The 21,663-nt window shown below is 71.4% G+C and carries 19 protein-coding genes and 2 riboswitches; of the genes, 5 read left to right on the top strand and 14 right to left on the bottom strand.

Annotated features, from left to right (window positions below):
* Nucleotides 1–273: 273 nt before the first annotated feature.
* The 7 genes from BN12_RS09020 to BN12_RS08985 form a co-directional block, all read right to left on the bottom strand.
* Nucleotides 274–1,740: an amidase gene (locus tag BN12_RS09020; RefSeq protein WP_048551843.1), complete on the bottom strand. Its 1,467-nt coding sequence runs from the start codon at nt 1,738–1,740 to the stop codon at nt 274–276.
* A gap of 466 nt (nt 1,741–2,206) precedes the next feature.
* Complete coding sequence (locus BN12_RS09015) at nt 2,207–2,863, bottom strand: (2Fe-2S) ferredoxin domain-containing protein (RefSeq protein ID WP_048551841.1); 657 nt, start codon at nt 2,861–2,863, stop codon at nt 2,207–2,209.
* Nucleotides 2,860–3,630, bottom strand: coding sequence for an ABC transporter ATP-binding protein (locus BN12_RS09010; RefSeq protein ID WP_048551839.1), 771 nt, complete (start codon nt 3,628–3,630; stop codon nt 2,860–2,862). The genes BN12_RS09015 and BN12_RS09010 overlap by 4 nt, the downstream gene beginning before the upstream one ends.
* Nucleotides 3,627–4,694: a FecCD family ABC transporter permease gene (locus BN12_RS09005; protein WP_048551834.1), complete on the bottom strand. Its 1,068-nt coding sequence runs from the start codon at nt 4,692–4,694 to the stop codon at nt 3,627–3,629. The genes BN12_RS09010 and BN12_RS09005 overlap by 4 nt, the downstream gene beginning before the upstream one ends.
* On the bottom strand, nt 4,691–5,695 hold the full coding sequence (locus tag BN12_RS09000) for an ABC transporter substrate-binding protein (RefSeq protein WP_083454966.1): 1,005 nt from the start codon (nt 5,693–5,695) through the stop codon (nt 4,691–4,693). Before BN12_RS09000 ends, BN12_RS09005 begins: the two co-directional genes overlap by 4 nt.
* A gap of 39 nt (nt 5,696–5,734) precedes the next feature.
* Nucleotides 5,735–5,915: riboswitch (cobalamin riboswitch) on the bottom strand.
* Nucleotides 5,916–5,962: 47 nt separating this feature from the next.
* Nucleotides 5,963–6,313, bottom strand: coding sequence for a hypothetical protein (locus BN12_RS08995; protein WP_048551830.1), 351 nt, complete (start codon nt 6,311–6,313; stop codon nt 5,963–5,965).
* A gap of 130 nt (nt 6,314–6,443) precedes the next feature.
* Nucleotides 6,444–6,652: riboswitch (cobalamin riboswitch) on the bottom strand.
* 804 nt (nt 6,653–7,456) lie between these two features.
* Entirely contained in the window at nt 7,457–8,488 is a 1,032-nt protein-coding gene (locus BN12_RS08985) for an alpha/beta fold hydrolase (protein ID WP_235432351.1), read from the bottom strand.
* Between the two features lie 256 nt (nt 8,489–8,744).
* Between BN12_RS08985 and BN12_RS08980 the strand changes: the two genes are divergently transcribed.
* The 5 genes from BN12_RS08980 to BN12_RS08960 all read left to right on the top strand — a co-directional run bounded on the left by BN12_RS08980 (nt 8,745) and on the right by BN12_RS08960 (nt 13,767).
* Nucleotides 8,745–9,707 carry a PDR/VanB family oxidoreductase gene (locus BN12_RS08980; RefSeq protein WP_083454523.1) on the top strand — a complete coding sequence of 321 codons (963 nt, stop codon included), beginning with the start codon at nt 8,745–8,747 and terminating at the stop codon, nt 9,705–9,707.
* A gap of 50 nt (nt 9,708–9,757) precedes the next feature.
* A complete protein-coding gene (locus tag BN12_RS08975; protein WP_048551825.1) occupies nt 9,758–10,957 on the top strand; it encodes an aromatic ring-hydroxylating oxygenase subunit alpha in 1,200 nt (399 codons plus the stop codon).
* Between the two features lie 9 nt (nt 10,958–10,966).
* A complete protein-coding gene (locus BN12_RS08970) occupies nt 10,967–11,896 on the top strand; it encodes a BKACE family enzyme (protein ID WP_048551823.1) in 930 nt (309 codons plus the stop codon).
* Entirely contained in the window at nt 11,883–12,851 is a 969-nt protein-coding gene (locus BN12_RS08965; RefSeq protein ID WP_200901180.1) for a 3-hydroxyacyl-CoA dehydrogenase NAD-binding domain-containing protein, read from the top strand. The genes BN12_RS08970 and BN12_RS08965 overlap by 14 nt, the downstream gene beginning before the upstream one ends.
* 202 nt (nt 12,852–13,053) lie before the next feature.
* Nucleotides 13,054–13,767, top strand: coding sequence for a GntR family transcriptional regulator (locus tag BN12_RS08960; RefSeq protein ID WP_048551817.1), 714 nt, complete (start codon nt 13,054–13,056; stop codon nt 13,765–13,767).
* A gap of 141 nt (nt 13,768–13,908) precedes the next feature.
* Here the strand turns inward: BN12_RS08960 and BN12_RS08955 are convergent, their stop codons facing one another.
* The 7 genes from BN12_RS08955 to BN12_RS08925 all read right to left on the bottom strand — a co-directional run bounded on the left by BN12_RS08955 (nt 13,909) and on the right by BN12_RS08925 (nt 21,593).
* A complete protein-coding gene (locus tag BN12_RS08955; protein ID WP_235432350.1) occupies nt 13,909–14,817 on the bottom strand; it encodes a dihydrodipicolinate synthase family protein in 909 nt (302 codons plus the stop codon).
* A gap of 49 nt (nt 14,818–14,866) precedes the next feature.
* A complete protein-coding gene (locus BN12_RS08950) occupies nt 14,867–16,222 on the bottom strand; it encodes a protoporphyrinogen/coproporphyrinogen oxidase (protein ID WP_048556179.1) in 1,356 nt (451 codons plus the stop codon).
* A 105-nt stretch (nt 16,223–16,327) separates the two neighbouring features.
* Nucleotides 16,328–17,431, bottom strand: coding sequence for a mandelate racemase/muconate lactonizing enzyme family protein (locus BN12_RS08945; protein ID WP_048551816.1), 1,104 nt, complete (start codon nt 17,429–17,431; stop codon nt 16,328–16,330).
* 37 nt (nt 17,432–17,468) lie between these two features.
* Nucleotides 17,469–18,557, bottom strand: coding sequence for an alcohol dehydrogenase family protein (locus BN12_RS08940; RefSeq protein ID WP_235432349.1), 1,089 nt, complete (start codon nt 18,555–18,557; stop codon nt 17,469–17,471).
* Entirely contained in the window at nt 18,558–19,013 is a 456-nt protein-coding gene (locus BN12_RS08935; protein WP_083454522.1) for an aconitase X swivel domain-containing protein, read from the bottom strand. It lies immediately after the preceding gene.
* Entirely contained in the window at nt 19,006–20,298 is a 1,293-nt protein-coding gene (locus BN12_RS08930; RefSeq protein ID WP_048551814.1) for an aconitase X catalytic domain-containing protein, read from the bottom strand. The genes BN12_RS08935 and BN12_RS08930 overlap by 8 nt, the downstream gene beginning before the upstream one ends.
* On the bottom strand, nt 20,295–21,593 hold the full coding sequence (locus BN12_RS08925) for a M24 family metallopeptidase (RefSeq protein WP_048551811.1): 1,299 nt from the start codon (nt 21,591–21,593) through the stop codon (nt 20,295–20,297). Before BN12_RS08925 ends, BN12_RS08930 begins: the two co-directional genes overlap by 4 nt.
* Nucleotides 21,594–21,663: the final 70 nt, after the last annotated feature.

Below are 21,663 nucleotides of genomic sequence, written 5' to 3'. Positions count from 1 at the left end.
CCGCGCTCGCCGGGATCCTGGCCCTGGCGCTGGACGGCCTGCGCCTCACCCTGCGCCGCCCCGCCTCGGCGCGCCGTCGCACACCCCGGGAGGCCCGGCCGGTGCCACCCAGCCTGCCCGCATAGGACCTGTCTGCTGCTGGGTGGCCGGCCGCACTCCACACGGACCGAGAAGTCGGGTTCGGGCGGAGCAACATCTCCGTCCGGACAGACTTCCCCGTCCGATCGGCAGATCTGGCCTGAGAGTTCGCTCGTCGTCCCGGTTCCCCCGTCGTCAGCCGCGTGCGCGCTGCCCCCACGGGGTGACCGGTGTGATCGTGCCGGCGCGGTCCTCGATGAGCTGAGCGACGTCGAGCAGGGTCTCGTCGGAGAAGCGAGGGCCGATCACCTGGACCCCGGTCGGCAACCCGTCGGCCACCCCGGTCGGCACCGACACCCCCGGGAGGCCCAGCGTCGGGAGCGCGGTCTGGGGCCATTGGGCGTCGATCATCGCCCGGGTGGTGGAGCCGCCAGCCGTGTCGGCGCCCAGCAGGAAGGGTGGACGCGACGACGGCGGCGTCAGCATGACCGGCATCTCGTCGAAGCGGTCGTGCACCGCGGCGACGAGCGCGTTGCGCCGGGTCCAGCCCGCTGCGAGGTCGTCGAGGCCGGGGTCATCGCCCCACACCTCGGCGATGAAGGCGAGGACGTTCTCCATCGAGGTCACCGTGGCGTCGTCGGTGAGGTCGGCCATGACCTTCGCCACCAGTCGCAGGTCGGCCAGGTTGAGCAGACCCCACAGGCGACTCGCCTCGACGAGCTCGGGAAGCTCGACCTCCTGCACCCTGATCCCCGCGTCGCGGAGCATGGCGGTCGCGTCGTCGAGCGCGGTCTGGACGACCGTGTCCGAGTCGGCACCGCGCACGACGCCCACCGTCTCGACGGGCACGGACGTCAGCGGGGTGATCGGAACCGACGCCGCCTCCCGCACGTCGACCGACACCATCGCTCGCAACGCCGACCGAAGGTCGGCGACCTCGCGCGCGATCGGGCCGTGTGTCGACATGAGGTGACGGTTGATCGACGGGGTCGGCGGGCGGCGCCGTCGGCTCGACCGGGAGGAGATGACGCCGATCGTCGGTCGGAGCCCGGCGACACCGCAGGCGTATGCGGGGTAGCGGATCGAGCCGCCGATGTCGTTGCCCTGCGCGATCGGCAGCATCCCGGCCGCGACCGCCGACGCGGCGCCTCCGCTCGAACCGCCCGGGGTGCGTTCGGCCGACCACGGGTTGCTCGTCGCGCCGTGCAGGGCGTTGTCGGTGAACCACCGGAGGGAGAACGCCGGTGCGTTGCTGCGGCCGACGAAGATCGCGCCCGCCCGCCGCAGCGCGGCGGCGACTGTGCTGTCGTCGGGCGCGACGTCGTCGGTGTAGGCGACGACGCCGTTGGTCGTCGGCAGGCCGCGCTGGTCGGTGTTGATCTTGATCGAGGTGGGGACACCGTGCAGCGGTCCGAGTGCCCGACCATCGGCGACGGCCCGGTCCGCCGCGGCCGCGGCGGCGAGGACGTCCTCCTCGTCGACGTCGACGAGCGCATCGAGCGTCGGGTTGGTCGCGCGGATGCGGTCCAGGACGGACGCGGCGACGTCGGAGGCCGTCACGGCGCGGGTTCGCACCGCTGTGGCGATCGCGGCGGCGGACCACTGCCAGGGCTCCCCCTCCATCGTGCCGACGGTCGACCGGTGAGGCTCGGGTGTGGTCATCTCGTGGTCCTCTCCGCCGGCGAGGCCGGGCCGTGGACGGGTCTGCGCTGCTCCACATCCTCCCGCCGCGGCGGAGACCAGCCGGACCCGGGTCGCCGGCACGCGGCAACCGACCCGGTCGGCTCCCGTGCCGCACCCACCGTTTTCGCCTCCTGAGTCCTCGCGTGCTGACGCCGTGGCGGGGCGGCGGGGTCACCCACGATTCCGCGGGGGCCCTGCTTCCTGGACGAACCCCGACTGGACGTCGGAGCCCTTCGAGCGCACCGTCGCGCAGGAGATCCTCGACCATCTCGGCGCGATGTCCAGTCTCGACGCCTACGACGTGAGCGCCCTCGCCGTCGGACGATGCATCCGCTACGACGTCTCGGCGGACTCGAAGCTCATCATCGAGAACTTCATGGAGTGCTATCACTGCGTTACCAGCTCGTCTAAGGACCGGCCCCGTGGGATCGGGCCCAGGCCATCGTCAGGTCAGGTCCTCGGCCACGATGCGGGGGACGTCGGACGGCTCCACGCGCTCGTACCAGGTGCCGGCCGGGTGCACCACCAGGGTCGGCGCGAGGTTGCAGGGGTAGAGGCACCCGGTCTGCGCGACGAGGACGTGGGTGTCGAGCAGACCGCGCCGGGACAGCTCGCCGTCGAGTGCGACCGCGACGTCCCCGGCGCCCTTGGCAGTGCACCGGGGGCCGCGGCATACCAGGACATGGTGCCGATAGGGCGGCGGCTCCTGCCAGGCCGGACTCTCGAGAGCCGCCTCGGCGCCGGTGACCCGTCGGCCCGGCGCGTCGACGCTCGCCTGGACCTCGTCCGCGGCGAAGCTTCGCGCCAGCCGACCGGACACCTCGATCGCCAGGGACGACGCGCGGGTGCGGCGCCAGTGGCCCGCGACCCGGCCGACCCAGGAGCGCCCCGTCGTCGAGGCGGTGCACGTCACGGCGACGAGCCGCACGAGGGCGTCGGTGGGCCTCTCGGCGGCGAGTCGGTCGAGGACGCCGACGAGCGACGGGCCGGGGCCCTGGAGGACGGCGACGCACGCCCCGAGGGAGGCCGCGACCGGCTCCAGCTCGTCGCGCCGGTGGGTGTCCTCGAGGGTCAGGGTGACGAGGACGAGCTGACGGGTCATGGGGTCGGTCCTTCCGGCAGTGACCAGGCCACTCGGAGCCTGTCGGTGTGCGTCACCGCGGCGCGCACCCCGAAGACCTCCTCGACGAGGTGGCCGTCGAGGACGCCCTGCGTGGGCCCGGCCGCGACGAGCCGGCCCTGCGACAGGACGAGGATCCGGGGGCAGAACGCGGCGGCGAGGTCGAGGTCGTGAAGCACCGCGAGCGTCGTGAGGCCGAGCCGGGAGACGCTGGAGAGCAACGCGATCTGGTGCCGCAGGTCGAGGTGGTTGGTCGGCTCGTCGAGCAGGAGCAGCCCCGGCTCCTGCGCGAGCGCCCGGGCCAGGTGGGTCCGCTGCCGCTCCCCACCGGACAGCGAGGCCCAGGAGCGGTCCGCGAGGTGGTGGACCTCGACACGCCGCATGGCCTCCTCGACGAGTCCGGCCCCGGGATCGCGGGCTCCGGGCCATCGACCGACGTGCGGTATGCGACCGAGCGCGACGACCTGACGGACCGTCACCTCGAGGGTCGTGTCGGGGTGCTGCTCCAGGAGGGCGACCTGACGGGCCCTGCGGCGAGCGCTCAGGGCGTGGACCGGCACCCCGTCGAGGCGGACCAGTCCGCGGGCCGGGCGGCGCAGCCCTGCGACGAGATGGAGCAGCGTCGTCTTGCCGGAACCGTTGGGGCCGACGACCGCGGTGAAGGCTCCCGGCTCCAGGACGGTGGTCACGTCGGAGAGGATCACCTGCCCGTCGGCGTCCCAGCCGAGCCCGTCGGCCTCGACCCTCATGTGCGGCGTGCCTGTCGACGCAGGAGCACGACGAGGACGGGCGTGCCGACGATCGCGGTCACCACGCCGACCGGGATCTCCTGACCGGCCCCGAGGGTCCGAGCTGCGGTGTCGGACCACAGCATGAGGATCCCGCCGCACACCGCCGCCAGCGGCAGCAGCGTGCGGTGGGCGGGGCCGACGAGGAGCCGGACGACGTGGGGCACGACGAGACCGACGAACCCGATGGGCCCGACGACGGCGACGGTGGCTGCGGTGAGGAGGGCGGTGGCGACGAGCAGTGCCCACCGGACGGTCCGGACGTCGACGCCGAGCGAGCGGGCCGACACGTCCCCGAAGGCGAAGGCATCCAGGAGCGGGGCACACCACGTGAGCCCGACGACCGCGATGCCGACGACGACAGTGAGGAGGATCGCGTCACCGGACCGGGCACCGGAGAACGAGCCGAGGGTCCAGGCGAGGACGGCGCGGGCGCCGTCGCGCGGCCCGAACACCATGACGACGAAGGACGTGAACGCCCCGCACAGCTGCCCCACGGCCACACCGGCGAGGATGGTGCGCCCGGCCGGCAGCTCTCCCGAGCGGCCCGTCGCGAGGGCGAGGACGATGGCGAGCGCCGCGATCGCGCCGACGAATGCGCTCACCGCCACGCTGTACCTCCCTGGAACCTCCGAGAGGGCCCAGCCGAGGACGAGGGCGCAGACCGCGCCGACGGCCGCGCCGCTCGACACCCCGAGGAGGTACGGGTCCGCCAGGTCGTTGCGGGTGAGCGACTGCAGGACGCACCCGCACTGGGCGAGCCCGGCCCCGACGGCGACGGCCGCGACGATCCGTGGCAGCCGCAGCTGCCAGACGATCTCGTCGTCGAGGACGGACACGCCATGACCCGCCACGAGATGCAGGCGACGCGCGACGACGGTCAGCACGTCGGCCGGCGGGACCCGGACCGGGCCGATCCCCAGGGCGATGACGATGCTCGCCGCGAGGATCACCAATGACACGAGCGCGAGAAGCGCGACCGCCGAGCGGCTCTGCCCGACCCGGAGCCGCCGGACCCGCGTCACTTCAGGTTCAACGCCGCCAGCTGGTCGGAGACGCTGTGGGCACCCTCGACGAGCCGGACGCCCGGCGTGCTCTCACTGAACGGCACGACGACGAACGCGTTGTCCTGCACGGCCTCGAGCTTCTTCAGGACCGGGTCGTTCTTGAGGTAGGCCTTCTTCTTGGCGGCCGTGTCCCACGAGGCGTCGGCGAGCACGATGACGTCGGGCTGGGCGGAGACGACCTTCTCCCACGATCCGTCGCCCCACCCGCCCTTGATGTTCGCGAAGATGTTCGTCCCCCCGACGGCGTCGATGACCAGCTGGGGACCGCCACCGCCGCCACCGACGAAGGGGGTCTTGTCCGCCGAGTCGTACCAGAGGATCTTCAGTCCCTTCCCCGCGGCCTGCTTGCGCACGTCGGCCAGCTCACCCTGCTGGTCGGCGACGACCGACTCCGCCTTCTTCGTCACGTCGAAGATCGACCCCACCTGGGTGATCTCCTTCCAGGCGCTCTCGAACGTCGGCGCCGCCTTGTCCGCCACGTCCGCACAGCCGAACGGGCTGAGGTAGGTACCGATCCGCTTCTGCTGCAGCTCGTTCCGTGTCCCGACCGCCTTCGACTCGAAGGCGCTGGCGTACGCCGCATACGCGAAGTCCGGCCGGGCCGCGAGGAAGGTCTCCTGCGAGGGGTACTCCTTGGACAGGACCGGCACCGTCTTGTAGGCCGCGGCATACCGAGGGGAGATCTCGTCGTCGAGGTATGCCGTCCCCACCATCCGGCCCTCCAGGCCGAGCGCGAGGGCGACCTCGGTCGCGCCCTGGTTGAGGGTGACCAGACGCGTTGGCGGGGAGGAGACCGTGACCTTGTCACCGCAGTTGTCGAGGCTGACCGGCGTGAACGACGTGGCCGACGACGTCGTAGCCGACGATGACGAGGATGACGGAGGACCCGCGCAGGCGGCCACGACGGACGTCGCCGAGACGGCGCAGAGCAGAGGGAGGACGAGTCGACGGAGGGACACCAGCACCACTTCCTGATCGAGGCCCGTACGCGGGGCCGGTCAGCACGGACGCCACCAGTAGGTCTTCGGGCTCGGGATCAGCCGAGACGTGGCGCCTTCCCGGGCCGGTCGGCCCAGTGGCGTGATGCCACGCTCGTCACCCCTACCGCTGCGCGTCAGCTCCGGCGTTGGACCGGATTCCCTTGCATCGGTCGATGCGACTGGTGTCGTGGGCGACCGCGTAGCCGCCCGAGGGCAGCGTAGCGGCTTTGCCCGGCCAGTGGCCCGCTAGCCGGCCACGCGTGGCGCGTCATCTCCCCACTCGGGCCGGAAGTCGCGGTGATCGCCGTAGGCCAGGGCGAGCAGACGCCGCGACATCGAGTCGATGAGACGTCCGGCCCGGATGTCGCCGACGAGCTCGTCGAGCAGTCGCAGACCGCGCTCCGCCCCCTCCACCTGGTCGGGGGTCGCCGTCTCGCGGCGGCGCGTGGCAGCCACCACCTCTTCGCAGAGCCGGTCGTGGAGGAAGAGGATGAACTCCGGGTCCACCGGCCGCGGCGATCGTGCGCCGCGCTCCTCCTCGTGGACCTCCAGGACGATCGTCCTCAGCCGACGTGCGTCGAACCTGCCGTGCCTCATGTGCCCATCCCTCGCGAGCTCGTGACCAACGGCCTGCGCCGGGACGGCATACCGGCAACCTCCGGTCGCCCGAGGGTGACCAGGACGCCTGCCGGACCCCTCCCGCGGGAGTCGCAGACCACCGCGCCCGGGTGGGCGCGGCGCGCTGGCAGGTCTTCGGACTCGTGGGCGCCGTGCACACTCCTACCGGCCGTCGCTTCCCGGGCCTGGCGACCCAGTGCTTACCTGACGGCTGTCGTTCCCACTCACCGCTGCGGGGCAGTCCCGGACTCTCACCGGGTTCCCTCTTGCGACGACGTCGATGGCTTCGGCGCCGAACCAGCTGCATCGCCCATGGTAGCCGCCCGACCGGGCTGTGGGCCGCGCCGGACACGGAGTCCCGGGAGGATCGCCGGGACACGAGCGGCGTATGCGTCATACGCGGCGCCGAAGGTGCGTCGGAGGTCGCGTTCCTCGAAGCGGATCCCGACGACGATGTATGCGGTCGCCCCGGCCGCGAAGAGGAGGTGCGAGGCGCCCAGGTGCGGAGTCGCCCAGAAGGCCACGAGCAGGCCGGCCATCAGCGGGTGCCGCACGAGGGCGTGGAGGCCGTTCACCTGGAGCTTGTCGGGCCGGTCGGGGTCCGGCGGGGCCGCCCACCCGGCCTGCCGTAGCCCGGTGAGCTCGAGGTGGTCCACCGCATAGGTCGCCGTGGTCGCGAGGAGCCAGCCCGCCGCATACAGCAGCCAGAGGAGGAGCGCCGGTATGCCGTGGAGATGCCACACCGGTCCGCCGAAGGGTTGCCAGAGGGCGAGGATCAGGACGAGGCACGCCTCCGTGGCGAGGACGTAGACGGTGCGCTCCAGTCCCGCGGGCGTCCGGCCGTGGATCACGGCCTTGACCCCGGGGCGCGCCATCGCCGAGTGCTGGACGGCGAACAGGAGGAGGAGAGCGAGGTCGACCGTCACCGCGAGCGCGGTGTTCGTGCGCGTCGGCCCGTCCACAACACGGGGCACGGCGATGCCGGCGAGGAAGGCCACCATCCACACCATGACGATGTTGAACCCGGCCCAGGCGGCGGCTGACAGGATGAGAAGGGGCGTCTTTCGGGACATGGGTCCATGCTCCGGCGCACCGTCGGCCGGGCGCAGCCGTGGAAATACCTCACCTGCTCGGACCGGTGGCGACATACCAGGCGGCCACCTGGGCGCGTGACCTGAAACCGAGACGGAGCCTGATGCGCTCCAGGTGCGACTCGGCCGACCGCTCACTGATCCCGAGCCGCTCGGCGACCTCACGATTGGTGAGGCCCTCGGCCACGAGCGCCGCGACCTCCGTCTGGCGAGGGGTGAGACTGGTCGGCACGGCACGCCGCAGCCGCGGGAGGCCGAGGAAGCGCCGGATCCGGTCGACGACCGCCTCCGCATCCCCGACGGCCGGCAGATGCGACCGCCCCTCGAGCTCGATGAGCGCGGCCCCGGGGATCGCGGCGGCCAGCATCCTGCCCTGGGCGACGGGAGCCGCACGGTCGCCCCGCCGGTGCAGCACGAGCGTCGGTGCGACGATCCGGGCCAGGGCCGACCGCACGTCCAGGTCGTAGGCGAGGCGCAGGAGGGCGACCGCGGTGTCCGCCGAGGAGGCCGCCCGCTGATACTGCGCGAGTGCTCGGCGGGTCCCTGCATCCGTGTCAGGGGCGAAGAGGTCGGTGAGCAGGTCGGAGCCCAGTCCCCAGTGGCTCCCGAGCAGCCCGATCAGGAGCCGTCTGCTGTCGTCGTCCCCGATGGCGGCGCCCGTGGGCCAGCCACCGTAGAGGACGAGCCTCGAGACCGTCTCCGGCCGGGTCGCGGACCACTGCGCCGCGACGGCCGCTCCGAGCGACCACCCGAGCAGGTCGAAGCGGTCCGCGCCGAGTGCCTCGGTCACGGCCCCGATCGTGGCCAGCTCCAGTGCCATCGTGCGCGGCCCGTCGTACGGATCGGAGAGTCCGCAACCGGGCCGGTCGTAACGCACGAGCGTCCGACCCGACGACAGCGCCTCGTGGAACGTGCGCTCGGACGGGATGGCCCAGCCGAGCTCGAGGTGGCTCAGCCAGCCGGGCACGACGAGCAGCAGAGGGCCCGAGCCGGTCAGGGCGTATGCGACCCTCCCTCCGTCCTCCATGCGCGCCGTCCCCCAGCGCTGTTCGCGTCGCGTCACGACACCAGTGAACCCCAGGATCGGGCTCACCCTCCGGCCAAGGCTCGACCAAGGACCAGCCCGAGGACCTTCTGGGGAAGCTGGCCGGCGCCAGGGCTCTGGCCGGCTTCCCCGGAAGGTCGTCCGCGCGGGCGTCCGGCAGCCCCGCACGCCCCGATGCGCGGCTCGGGGCGCGTGGCTTGAGCCATTGTTTGAACGATCGTACAATCAATGGCCCGAGCTCCTTCCCGACGGAGCGTTCACCATGGAGGTCACAATGCGCGATCACGTGAAGGCGGAGCTCGTGGCGACCGAACGGCTGGGCGTCGACGTGGCGTCGTTCACCTTCGCCGCGACCGACGGCTCATTCGTCGACTGCGAGGCAGGTGCCCATGTCGACGTCCACCTTCCCAACGGGCTGACCCGCACCTACTCCCTGACCGACTGGACTCCCGACGGGAGGCGACTCAGCCTCGCGGTGAAGCGGGAGCCCGGCGGACGCGGCGGCTCGGTGGCGATGCATACCCTCGACGCGGGCGCCGTCCTGCACCTCTCCCAACCGCGCAACAGGTTTCCCATGCGCAGCACGGACCAGGACGAGGTCGTCCTCCTGGGAGGCGGGATCGGCATCACCCCGCTGTATGCCATGGCCCGGTCGTTGCGCGCCGCGGGCCGTCCCTTCGAGATCCGCTATCTGGTCCGCACGCGATCCGCGGCCGCCTTCGACGCGCGGTTGCGGGCGCTGGACCTGGGGGGCGACTACCGGCTGCACTGTGACGACGAGGACGGCATCCTCGACCTCCCTGCACTCCTGGGGGAGCACGGAGCGGATGCGCACTACTACGTGTGCGGGCCGGAGGTCATGCTGGCCGCGGCCCTGGCGGCGAGCGAACGCCTCCACCGCGGCACGATCTTCTTCGAACGGTTCGCCGCAGCGCCTGCGGACCTGGACCGCTCCGAATCGCCGACCGACGAGGACTTCGTCGTCGCCCTGGCCTCCAGCGGACGGGAGCTGCTCGTGCCCGCGGGCACCTCGATCCTGCAGGTGCTTCGCGAGGCCGGGCACGACGTGGACTACGCCTGCTCCGAAGGCGCGTGCGGCACCTGCATCACCGACGTCGTCGAGGGTGAGATCGACCACCGCGACTCCATCTTGACCGACGAGGAGCGGGAGGCGGGAGACTGCCTGTGCATCTGCGTCTCCCGCGCCCGCTGCCCCCGCCTGGTCCTGGACCTCTGATCCATGGAAACTATTGAACGATCGTACAAGTCTGGGCTAGGCTTCCCGCCATGCTCCCTGTGACGATCGACGACGTGCGCGCCATCGGCGCCGGATACGACCCCGACCCCGGCGAGTCGATGTCGCTCCGGGCCCCCGCATACACCGAGGGCCGGTGGCTCGAGGCAGAGCTGCAGGCGGTGTTCTCCCGGACGTGGCAGTGGATCTGCCACGGCGAGAAGGTCGCGAAGCCGGGAAGCTACGTCGCCGCGACGGTCGCCGGTATGCCGGTCGTCGTCGTCCGCGACCGCCAGGGCACCCTCCGGGCCTTCTACAACGTATGCAAGCACCGCGCCCACGAGCTGCTGTCGGGCTCCGGCACGACGCGCAACATCGTCTGCCCCTACCACGCCTGGACCTACGACCTCTCCGGCGGGCTCAAGGCAGCCCGCCGTGCCGACCGGATGGCCTCCTTCGACGCGTCGCAGATCTGCCTCGACCAGATCCAGATCGAGGAGTTCTGCGGGTTCGTCTACGTCAACCTCGACCCCGCCGCGGCCCCACTCGCGCGGCAGGCGCCCGACCTCGCCGAGGAGATCACCTTCTGGGCCCCCGACGTCGCGACGCTGACCCACGCGAAGCGTCTGACCTACGACGTGGCGACCAACTGGAAGAACGTCATCGACAACTTCCTCGAGTGCTACCACTGCCACATCGCCCACAAGGAGTTCGTCGACCTCGTCGACATGGACACCTACGAGGTCCGCACCCACGGCATCTGGTCGAGCCACTTCGCCGAGGCCGGCAAGCACCGCAACGCCGCCTACGACGTCGCGGACGCGCAGGTGACCCAGCACGCCGTGTGGTGGCTGTGGCCCAACACATGCCTGCTGCGCTACCCCGGACGCGGCAACTTCATGGTCTTCCAGGTCGTCCCGGCGGGCCCGGAGCGGACCCTCGAGACGTGGGACTTCTTCCTCGAGACGCCCGAGCCGACCCCCGCCGAGGAGGAGTCGGTGCGCTACATCGACGACGTTCTCCAGGTGCAGGACATCACCCTCGTCGAGAGCGTCCAGCGCGGTATGCGGACCCCTGCGTTCGACCAGGGCCGCATCGTCTTCGACCCGTCGCGCTCCGGATCGGGACTGTCCGAGCACGGAGTGCACCACTTCCACGGCCTGGTCCTCCAGGCATACCGATCCCTCGTCGGACTCACCGATCTCGAGCCGGACGACACACCCGAGCCGGCCGTCGTCGGCGCCGAAGCCTGAGGGGGCACCATGGCTCGTAGCGTCATCGTCACCTGCGCCCCGACCGGCGGGATCCACACGCCGACCATGTCACCACATCTCCCGGTCACCCCCGAGGAGATCGCCACGGCCGCCATCGAGGCCGCCGCGGCGGGCGCGGCCATCATCCACCTGCACGCGCGCAATCCCGAGACAGGACAACCGGATCCGCGGCCCGAGCTGTTCCAGGAGTTCATGCCGAAGATCTCCGCCTCGTGCGACGCCGTCCTCAACGTCTCGACCGGCGGCGGGCTGGGCATGACCCGGGAGGAGCGGCTGCGGGCGGCCGTCGCGACCTCCCCGGAGATGGCCTCCCTCAACGTCGGGTCGCTGAACTTCGGGATCTTCCCGATGCTCGAGAAGTACACGCAGTGGAAGCACGACTGGGAGCCGGCCTTCCTGGAGATGACCCGCGACTTCGTCTTCAAGAACACCTTCGCCGACCTCGAGTACGTCGTGAAGGAGCTCGGCCAGGGCCACGGGACGAAGTTCGAGTTCGAATGCTACGACCTGGGCCACCTGTACAACCTCGCCTGGCTCGTCGACCAGGGGTGGGTCGAGCCGCCGTTCTTCGTCCAGATGGTCTTCGGCGTCCTCGGCGGCGTGGGAGCCGACCTCGACAACCTGCTCCACATGCACACCATCGCCGAGAAGCTCTTCGGCGACGCCTACGAGTGGTCCGTGCTCGCCGCCGGGCGGCACCAGATGTCGTTCGCGACCCAGGCGGCGATGCTCGGCGGGAACCTGCGGGTCGGGATGGAGGACAGCCTGTTCATCGGCCCCGGCGAGCTCACGCCCTCCAACGCCGCGCAGGTGCGCAAGATCCGCACCATCGTGGAGTCCCTCGGCCACACCCTGGCGACACCCGGGGAGGCCCGGGAACGCCTCGCCCTCAAGGGAGCCGATCGTGTCACCTTCTGATCCCCCACCCCCGGCCCCGCCCCGGCACGTCGCCGCTCTCGGCGGTGGCCTCATCGGCCGCTCCTGGACCGCGCTCTTCCTCGCTGCGGGGCATACCGTCGCCCTCTACGACCCCGACCCCGCCACGAGGGCCCGCGTCGAGGAGACCGTCGAGAGCGCCTGGCCGGTCCTCACGACGCTCGGGCTGACCCGAACCAGCACGCCCGCGTCCGGCCTGACCATCTGCGACGACCCCCGAGCCGCCGTCGACGGCGCCGAGTTCGTCCAGGAGAGCATCCCCGAGCGCGTGGGGCTCAAGCACGAGCTGTATGCGACGGTCGAGCCGGTCCTGCCCGCCTCCGCCATCATCGCCTCCTCCGCCTCCGGCCTCACCCTCACCGAGCTGCAGGCCGGCTGGCGCGACCCCGCCCGGCTCGTGCTCGGCCATCCGTTCAACCCGCCCCACCTCATCCCGCTCGTCGAGGTCATGGGCAACGACCGCACGGCGCCCGGCGTCGTCGACGCCGCGCGCGCCTTCTACGAGTCCTGCGGCAAGGTCACCATCGAGGTGCGCCGCGAGGTTCCGGGACACGTGGCGAACCGGCTCCAGGCCGCGCTGTGGCGCGAGGCGATCCATCTGGTCGCCGAGGGCGTCGCGAGCGTCGACGACGTCGACACCGCCGTCGCGTCCGGGCCGGGACTGCGCTGGGCCGTCATGGGCCCGACCCTCCTGTTCCACCTCGGCGGCGACGACGGCGGCCTCGCGACGTTCTGCGAGCGCTACGCCGACAGCTTCAACCGGTGGTGGGACGACCTCGGCGCCCCGCACCTCGACCCCGCCACCGCGAAGCGGCTCGTCGACGGCCTCGGCGCGGGCACGGACGACATCGCCCGCCTGGCGGCCGTCCGCGACGCCCGGCTCGCCGCTGTCATCGCCGCCACCCACGGCGACCAGGAGCCCCCGGCCACCACCTGACCTCCAGCGGCGATCGCGAGATTCTCATCCCGCACGTGCCGAGAAGATGTCGTCAAGCGACCGTTTCCACGACAACAACTCGGCACGTGCGGACTCCGCTCTCGCACGTGCCGAGAAGATGTCGTCCAGCGACCGTTCGGACGACAACAAGTCGGCACGTGCGGACACCGGGGTCGGTCGCGCGCCCGACTATCGTTGACGCGTGGACCTCGCGAAGCCGCCCAAGCCGACGCTCCTGGCGGACCAGGTCTACGACGTGCTCCACGAGGCGATCGTGAGCGGCCGGCTGCCGGCGGGATCCCGGCTACGGATCCGTGACGTCGCGGCGCAGGTGGGCACGAGTGTCATGCCCGTTCGCGAGGCCATCCGCCGGCTGGAGGAGGCGGGCTTCGCCGCACGGGAGCCGCACAAGGGTGCCGTCGTCACGGGGGTGTCGCTCGAGGGACTCGTCCACATCTATGCCGTGCGCACGATCCTCGAGCGCGAAGCGGCCCGGACCGGCGCAGCGAACATCTCCGCCGGGGACTGCGACCGGATGGAGGTCACCCTGGGTCTCCTGCGCACGGCCGTCGACGAGGGCCGGCTGGAGGACTATCTCGACTTCGACGAGCAGCTGCTCACGATCCTCTACGCGGCCGGCGGGAATCCGGTCCTCGTCAGCACCATCGAGTCCTTGTGGGAGCAGTGCCGCACCTACAAGACGATGGGCATCAGGTCTCGCTACGACTCGGTCAACGCCGCCGACCTGTGGACCTACCAGCAGCAGCTCCTCGTCGCGGCGCGCGCGAACGACAGTGACGCGGCCGCGGCCGTGTCGGAGGCGTCGCTGCGAACCGCCGCCGACGAGGTCCGCTCCAGGCTCGCCGCAGAGCGCGGCGAGCCTGGAGGCGCGGAGCCCTCCGAGGCCTCGATCTGAGTCGAAGCGCTCACGACCTCCGGTATGCCACGTCCGACGTCCGGTATGCCACGTCCCGGCTCGTGACGCGCATCGAGCCGGGACGTGACGCCGGCGCGCACGGCCGGGCCACCGGCCGGATCCAGGCGCCCGGCCGACGGGTCAGGCCACCGGCTGGAGGACGGCGGTGGCGAGCCGCGAGATGGTCGCGCCCGTCTCGGGGTCGAGAGGGAAGACCGGGAGCCGCGGGTCACCGACGGCGAACCCGACGGCGTTGAGAGCGTGCTTGATGGCGGGCGTGAACGGGGCCGCCATGATCGCGTCGACGAGGGGGTAGATCCGGCTCCACTCCTCCCTGGCCCGGTCGAGGTCCCGCTCGGTCATGGCGGCGTGGATCGACACGAGCTCGGCCGCGAGGACGTTGGCGGTCCCGGCCATGACCCCCGCGACCCCCTCGGTGAGGGCGGCGAGGAGGAGGGAGTCCCAGCCGACGAACGTGGAGATGACGTCGCCGTAGTTGTGGACGAGCTGCCCCGCCTGCGCCATGTCGGCCGAGGTGTCCTTGATGTAGCGGATGTTGTCGACCTCTCGGGCGAGCTCGCCGACGAAGGCCGGCGGCATGTTGACCCCGGTGGCGACCGGCAGGTTGTAGAGCATGACCGGGATCGTGATCGACCCGGCGACCGTCGCGAGGTAGCGCTTGGTCTCCGCGAGCGTGAGCGGCTCGTAGTACGGGGCGACGAGCATCACGGCGTCGGCGCCAGCGGCCTCCGCGTGTCGGGACAGGTCGATGGCCTCCGTCGTCGACTGGGCACCCGTCTGGGCCACGACGGGCACCCGTCCCGCGGTCTGGTCGATGACCGTCTCGACGACGCGGCGGCGCTCGGAGCCGCTGAGCGTCGTGAACTCGCCCGTCGAGCCGCAGGCGACGACGCCGTGGAGGCCTCCGTCGATGTTGCGGTCCACGACCCGGCGCAGGGTCGCCTCGTCGAGGGCGCCGTCGGGCGTGAAGGGGGTGAGGAGGGCGGACAGGACGCCGGAGAGGGGCTGGGGCATGGTGGTGTTCTCCATCGGGGGGATCGGGATCGGTGGTCGGATCGGTTGCGAGGACGGTGGGACGTCAGGAGGCGGGAGACTCCTTGACGATCTGGCGGGCCGAGGTCGCGGCCGCGAAGCCACTCGAGACGGCGCTCTCGGTGTAGTGGGTTCCGAGGTAGTCGCCGGCGAGCATCACCCGACTCGCGTTCCGCGTGAGGATCGGTTGCAGCGCCCCGCGCCCGGGGAAGCCGTAGGGCGACGCCTCGGGCCACCGGGCGATCTCGGACTCGACGATCGTCGACGCGACCCCGGGAAGCACCTGGTCGAGGTCGTCGGTCAGCGTCTTGAGGATCGTCTCGTCGTCCTGCTCGAGCAGCGTCCGGGCGAGCCCGGCCGGCGAGAAGACCATGAAGCTGCTGCCGGGCTGGCGAACCGTCTCGTAGCCGTGGACGTTGTTCGACATGTTGAGGACGACGTTGAACGAGCGTTTGGGGGTGGCGACGGCATACGTGCCGTCCCAGGGCTGCGGGTCGGTCTCGTTCGTGAGGAATGCCGCGCTGACGAAGGGGCCGAGCCGGACCTCGCCGAGGGCGTCGCGGACGTCGCCGTCGAGGTCGACCCCGAGCCGACGGCTCACGCTGGGCGTCGTCGCGAGGATGACGGCCCGCGCCTCGATCTCGTGGTCCGCGCCGTCCTTGACGTAGCGGACGAGTGCGGAGTCCTTGGCATGGACGACCTCGGTGACCTCGGCACCGAGCTGGACCCGCTCCCCCAGCATCTCGGCCACTCCCTCCGTGAGGGTCGAGGGTCCGCCGACGATGAAGTGCGACAGCCCGGCGCCGATGTTCCACACGAGGTTGAAGTAGCCGACACCCGCACCGGCGGAGATCTGGTCCATCTCCGCCGACGACCGGGTCACCGTCGGCTTGAACAGCGCCTCGGCGTCCTCCGGGAGGGGGCCGATGAAGTCGGCGAACGACCGGTCGTTCATGAAGTCGTAGACGCGCTGCTGCCGCGTGGCCTCGTCCTCGCCCGGGCGGCGTCGATCCACCCGCGCGTACCGGGCCACGGCCAGCCTGACCTTCGCGCCGGCCCGCAGGACGCTCGCCCGGTCGTGCCACGACATGGGGACGCGGAAGGGGAAGGTCTCCACGCGGCCGTGGAGGAGCAGCTTGCCGTTCATCGACAGGCCGGCGAGGTTGCCTGGCACGGGGCGCGAGCGGAAGCCCGACTCGCGGAGGAAGGCCTGGGTCGAGGACTCCGCACCGCCGTCGTAGACATGGCCGCCCCAGTTCATCCAGTACGGGCCACGTCGCTCGGACCGGATCCGGCCGCCGACGCGTGTGCCGGCCTCCAGCACGGTGATGTCGAGGTCGCGAAGACGCCAGGCGGCAGCCAGACCCGCGATCCCGCTGCCGACGATGACGACGTCACTCACGCGTCGCTCCATGGGGGCTCACATCCTCCTCGATCGATGCCGAAAGGCTACATGTGATCACAGATCACATCAAGGGATCCGCCACCGTGAACCATCCCTTGGACGCTATCCGAACGACGCGACGGGCTCGCCGAGGACACCCTCGTCGGGGACGACACCGAGCCCCGGCCCGGTCGGCACCTCGATCCGTCCGCCGTCGACCCGGACGGGGTGGGTCGAGTCGTAGTGGACGTCCATGTGCGATCCCGCGATCCAGACGCCGTCGAGCAGCCGCGACTGCACCGTGGCACCGATATGCACGCAGGCGGCGGCGAGGATGTCACCGCCCCACGTGTCGTCGCAGGTATGCGGCATCGAGCGCGACGCGCAGACGTCGCGGACCGCGGCCATGGCCCCGAGGCCGCCGAAGCGCGTCACCTTCAGGCCGAACCCGTCGCATACGCCGAGTGAGATGGCCCGGATGACGCTGCTCAGGCTCTCCGTGCACTCGTCGAGGTACACCGGATGGTGCAGCTGGCCGCGGATCGCGGCGATCTCCTCCATCGTCGCACAGGGCTGCTCGAGGATCAGCGGGATGTCGGCGCATTCGCGTCCGATCCGCAGGGTGTCCCGCGTCGTCAACGCGCGGTTCGCGTCGACCGCGAGCCGAGTGCAGCCGGTCGCCTCCCACACCTTGCGGATCGTCTCGATGTCGAGCTCGACCGGGCGGCCGCCCACCTTGATCTGCAGCCGGGGGTAGCCTTCGCCGATCCGCTCGACGGCCTCGCGGGCGACCTCGTCCGGATCGTCCACGGTCAGTGCGTAGTAGGAGTCCACCCGGTCGGTGACGGCGCCGCCGAGCAGGTCGCAGACGCGGATGCCGTACGTCTTGCCGACGAGGTCGTGGACGGCGATGTCGAGAGCCGCCTTGGCGTAGTTGTGCCCGTTGAGGAGGTCCTCCATCGCGTGGCGGACGGCGAGCGGGCCGGTCACCGTGTGCCCGACGAGGTGTGGGGCCATCTCCTCGAGCGCCGCACGGGCGCCGCGCGCGTGCTCGGGCTGGTAGGTCGGGCCCACCGGGCACGTCTCCCCCCACCCGGAGACCCCGCCGTCCGACACGACCTCGACGACCGTGGAGTCCAGCGAGGCATACGTCCCCGCGGACATCCGGTAGGGCTTCCCGCCGACGGGGAGGTCGACCTGGTAGATGTGGATCTCGCGGATGCGCACCGGGCCTCCTTGGGGTCGGCGGCGCGAGCCTGAAGGGTCAGGCCGCGGGTGGGACGAGGACGAGCTTGCCGACGTGCGCCTTGTCGAGGAAGTCGCTCTGGGCGCGCCGGATGTCGGCGAGGGGGTAGGTCGCCGCGACGACGGGCCGCACCTCGCCCCGCTCGACGTATGCGACGAGGTTCTCGAACACCTCGTCCTCCTGGAAGGTGCACCCGAGGACCGAGATGTCCTTCAGGTAGATCGTCCGCAGGTCGATGTCGACGACGGGTCCGCCGATGGCCCCGGAGATCGCATACCGCCCCCCAGGACGCAGCTGCTCGAGCAGCCGGGCCGACCTGGGCCCTCCCACGATGTCGACGACGACCTCGACGGGCCTCCCGTCGAGCGCCTCACCGAGGTCGGCGTCACGGTCGACGGTCTGGTCGGCGCCGTTGGCCCGCACCTGCGCCGCCTTCCCCGGTGAGCAGACGGCGATGACTGTCGCTCCACGACGCGCAGCCAGCTGCACGGCGGCGAGACCGACCCCTCCCGAGGCGCCGGTCACGACGATCCGCTCCGACCCCACCGCCGCCCGGTGGAGCATGTTCTCCGCCGTCGAGTAGGCACACGGCACGGCGGCCAGCTCCTCGTCGGTCAGGTCGCTGTCGACGGCATACGTCTCTCGGCCCGGTGCGACCGTGAACTGCGCGAAGCCCCCGTCGCACTCGCTGCCGAACGTCCAGCATTCGAAGGGCCGGTAGTCCACCGGCGTGCGCAGCATGTTCTTGACGAGGACCCGCTCGCCGACGCGGTCGGGCGACACGCCCTCCCCCACCCCGACGATGTGACCGCAGACGTCGGCACCCTGGATCCGCGGGAACTGCAGCGGCGTGCCCGACCAGGCGGCGTCCGACGCGTCGACGGCATCGAACCCCGTCGCTCCGCCACCAGCCGTCTCGGACCGGATCACCTTGGAGTACCAGCCGATCCGCGTGTTGATGTCGGTGTTGTTGACGCCTGCCGCCGCGACCCGGATGAGCACCTCGCCAGGCGCGGGCCGGGGAACCGGCACGTCGGTGCGGTACTCCAGCCGGTCGAGTCCACCGTGGCCGGTGAGGACGGCGGCCGCCATCGTCGTGGGAAGCACCTATTCCTCCTGGGTCTCGCGTGCGCCGGACGGATGGAGCTGCAGCTCTCCCCGTGCGGTGACGGTGAGCCGCGTCTCGGGCCACGGGTCCGGATGTCGCTCCGCGATCGGGTGGGATGTCTCCAGCAGGACGACCGTCGGCCCGCGGCCGTAGAGCTCGTATGCGACGAGGGCTCCGAGCAGGAGGATCTGGTCCGGCGTGGCGAGCAGGAGGGCCGCGGGGGCGGTGTGCGCACGGACCGCCTCCACGAGGACGCTGCTCGCCGAGCTGGAGCCGCGGCTGGCCGGCAGGTGGACGGCGAGCCCGGTGAGGCGGTCGCCGAACTGGGGGTGGTGCCGGTCGATGATGAGGCCGGTCGCGCTGTCGAAGCCGCCCCAGAAGCTCAGCGGCTCGTCGAGGACCTTCAGCGGCGCGGTGACCTCGCCGCCCACGAGGATCGTGGCTGCCCTAGACACCCTGAGGCTCCGTCCGCAGGATGCGGCCCGCCACGGCGCTGTCCACGCAGTCCCGCCAGGAGGCGAGCACGACGTCGTAGCCCTGGTTGCCCGGTGCGTAGTAGGCCCACTTCGCCGAGTCCGTCATCACCGGCCCCCTGGGGTCCATGACCTTGGAGACGTACGTGCACGTGTCGGTGACGATCCGCACTCCACACGACACCAGCTCCGTTGCGGCGCGGGGGTTCTCGCCGACCGTGACCCGGCTCGTCGAGACGAAGGCGGGGACGGCCGCGCGCCGGCCGCCGAAGTAGTCGGCGACCTGACGCAGGCGCTCGGCCGACATGTGCGGCGTCCCGAGGCTGACGGCGCCCAGCGCTCCCTCGGCGTCGACGGTCGACAGCTCGCGGAGCGCCTCGCGGAGGTCCGCGACCGAGACGGCCTCGGTGCGCGTATCCGTCCGGCCCTGGGTCGCGTCCTCGAGCGTGGCGGCCTCAGGGGTGACCCCGACGACGTGGAACATCGCGACGCCACCGCTGCTCGCGGCGGCGGCACCGAAGGCCTGGAGCCAGCTCTCGTCGACGATCGCCGGGTCCAGGCCCACGACGGCCGGGATGTCCTCTCCGGTGCGCCGACCCACGACGTGCCCGAGCAGTGCCGCGAGGAGGGAGGGGTCGCATACCTCCTCGTCGGCCTCGAGACGGAACACCGTTCGGGCAGCGCGATTCTCGGTGAGGTGGAGTCCCGCGTCGGGGACGAGTCCGGTCACGGCCGCGCAGATGTCGATGAAGTCGCCGTACCGGCTCGTCCGGGCGCCGAGCGCACTGTTGGCGAAGACGATGGCGTTCGACTCCGCCCACGCGACGTGCGTGCCGAGCCCGGGACGGCCCGGCAGCTGGTAGGGAGCGCAGGTGAACGTCGGCTCGCAGCCGAGGTCGACGTAGGCGTTCATGAGCTCCGCGGCGTGCTCTCCCTCGGCGGCAGGCCCGAGGAAGGTGTCGGGGTTCCGCAGGTCGATGCCGCCGATGTTGAGGGTCGTCGGGACCGTCACGTGGGCGCCGTCCGCGGCGACGGCCCGGACGAAGTCGAGGCTCGAGGGCCCGTGGTAGAGACAGCCGTCGACGTGCGCCGAGGTGATCGGGCGCAGTGTGGAGGCGCCGACAGCGGACGCGAGTCCGCAGACGATGCGCATCGCGAGGGCGGTCCCCGCGCCGCGGTCGCCCTCGAGGAGCGCACGCTCGTCCGTCGTGAGGTCGAGCCCGGCTGCGGTCGTCCGGCCGGACCGGTCGGTCGAGGACGGACTCATGCGACGAGGGCGTCGGTCAGTGGCGCCTGCGACATGCGGACCGCGCCGGCGGAGGTCACCTGCACCTGCTCCTCGAGCTTGACGCCCTCCTTCGCACCGACCGCCCCGATGTAGCTCTCGATGCTGAGGACCATGCCTTCCTCGAACGTCCCGTCGAATCCCCAGGTGTCCCAGTCGACGGCGTGCGTCACGGTGGGGTACTCGTCGACCATGCCCGAGCCGTGGAGGGTCATGGAGTACCGGCCCGGGATGTACTCCTCGGGGATGGGCCAGCACCGCTCGACATACTCCCGGAAGGACAGCCCCGGCGTGATGAGCTCGATGTTCGTCAGGACCTGCTCCTGGGCGATCTCGTAGAGCTTGCGCTGCTCCGCGGTCGGCTTGCGACCGGGGCACACCCAGCTGCGGGAGAGGTCGGCGAGGTAGCCGAACGGGCCGACCATGTCGGTGTCGAACGCCACCATGTCGCCCGGCTCGATGATCCGGTTGCTGCACTCCTGGAACCACGGGTTGGTCCGCTCACCGGAGCTGAGCAGCCGGCACTCGACCCACTCCCCGTCGTGCGCGACGTTCGTCTCGTGGAGGATGCTGTAGAGCTGGTTCTCCGAGATCCCCGCCCGGAGCGCTCGCCGCATCCGGTCGATGCCGATGTCGCAGACATCGACCGCGAGCTGGAGACACTTCAGCTCCTCGGGTGTCTTGATGACGCGGGCTCGCTCCATGGGCTCCTGGGCGTCGAACAGCCGGATGCCGGCGTCGATGAGCAGCTGCGCACCCCAGGGCTCGCATCGGTCGACGGCCAGCCGCGGGTTCGAGCCGCCGTGCCGGCGCACGAGGTCGATGACGTCGGCGGCCCACAACCGCGTCTTCTCGGGGACCCGCGGGCCGGCCATGAAGTGGAACCACGAGATCGCGGGACGCACCTCGTCGACCGTCGGGAGGTCGAAGACGCCCTGGGCCGCCATCTGCGTCGGCGTCCCGTACTCGAAGAGGACGACGGGGCCGTCGGTCGCGACGAACGCGTACCGGCCCGGGGCATGCATCGTCCACACGGCCATGTTGCGCGAGCCCGTGGCATACCGGATGTTGATCGGGTCGGACAGGAGCGCTCCGGCGTAGTCGCGGCGGGCCAGCTCGGCCCGCAGCTTCGCGAGGCGTTCCAGGCCCATCGCCCGCTCGTCGATCTCCGCGCAGCGCCCGACGATGTCGAGGCCCAGAGCGGCGGGCTCCACGCGCGAGGCGTCCAGGAGAGGCGCGGGGACCCGGTCGCGGGCCGTGTCGAGGATGCGTCCCATGGCTGGCTCCTCCTAGATGGCGCTGCAGAGGCGGAAGGAGTCCAGGACGGCGGTCTGGATGGTGCGGCTG

Origin of the sequence: Nostocoides japonicum T1-X7 (genome assembly GCF_001046855.1) — a bacterium.
Lineage (GTDB): Bacteria > Actinomycetota > Actinomycetes > Actinomycetales > Dermatophilaceae > Nostocoides > Nostocoides japonicum.
This window is presented reverse-complemented; position numbering and strand designations above follow the sequence as displayed.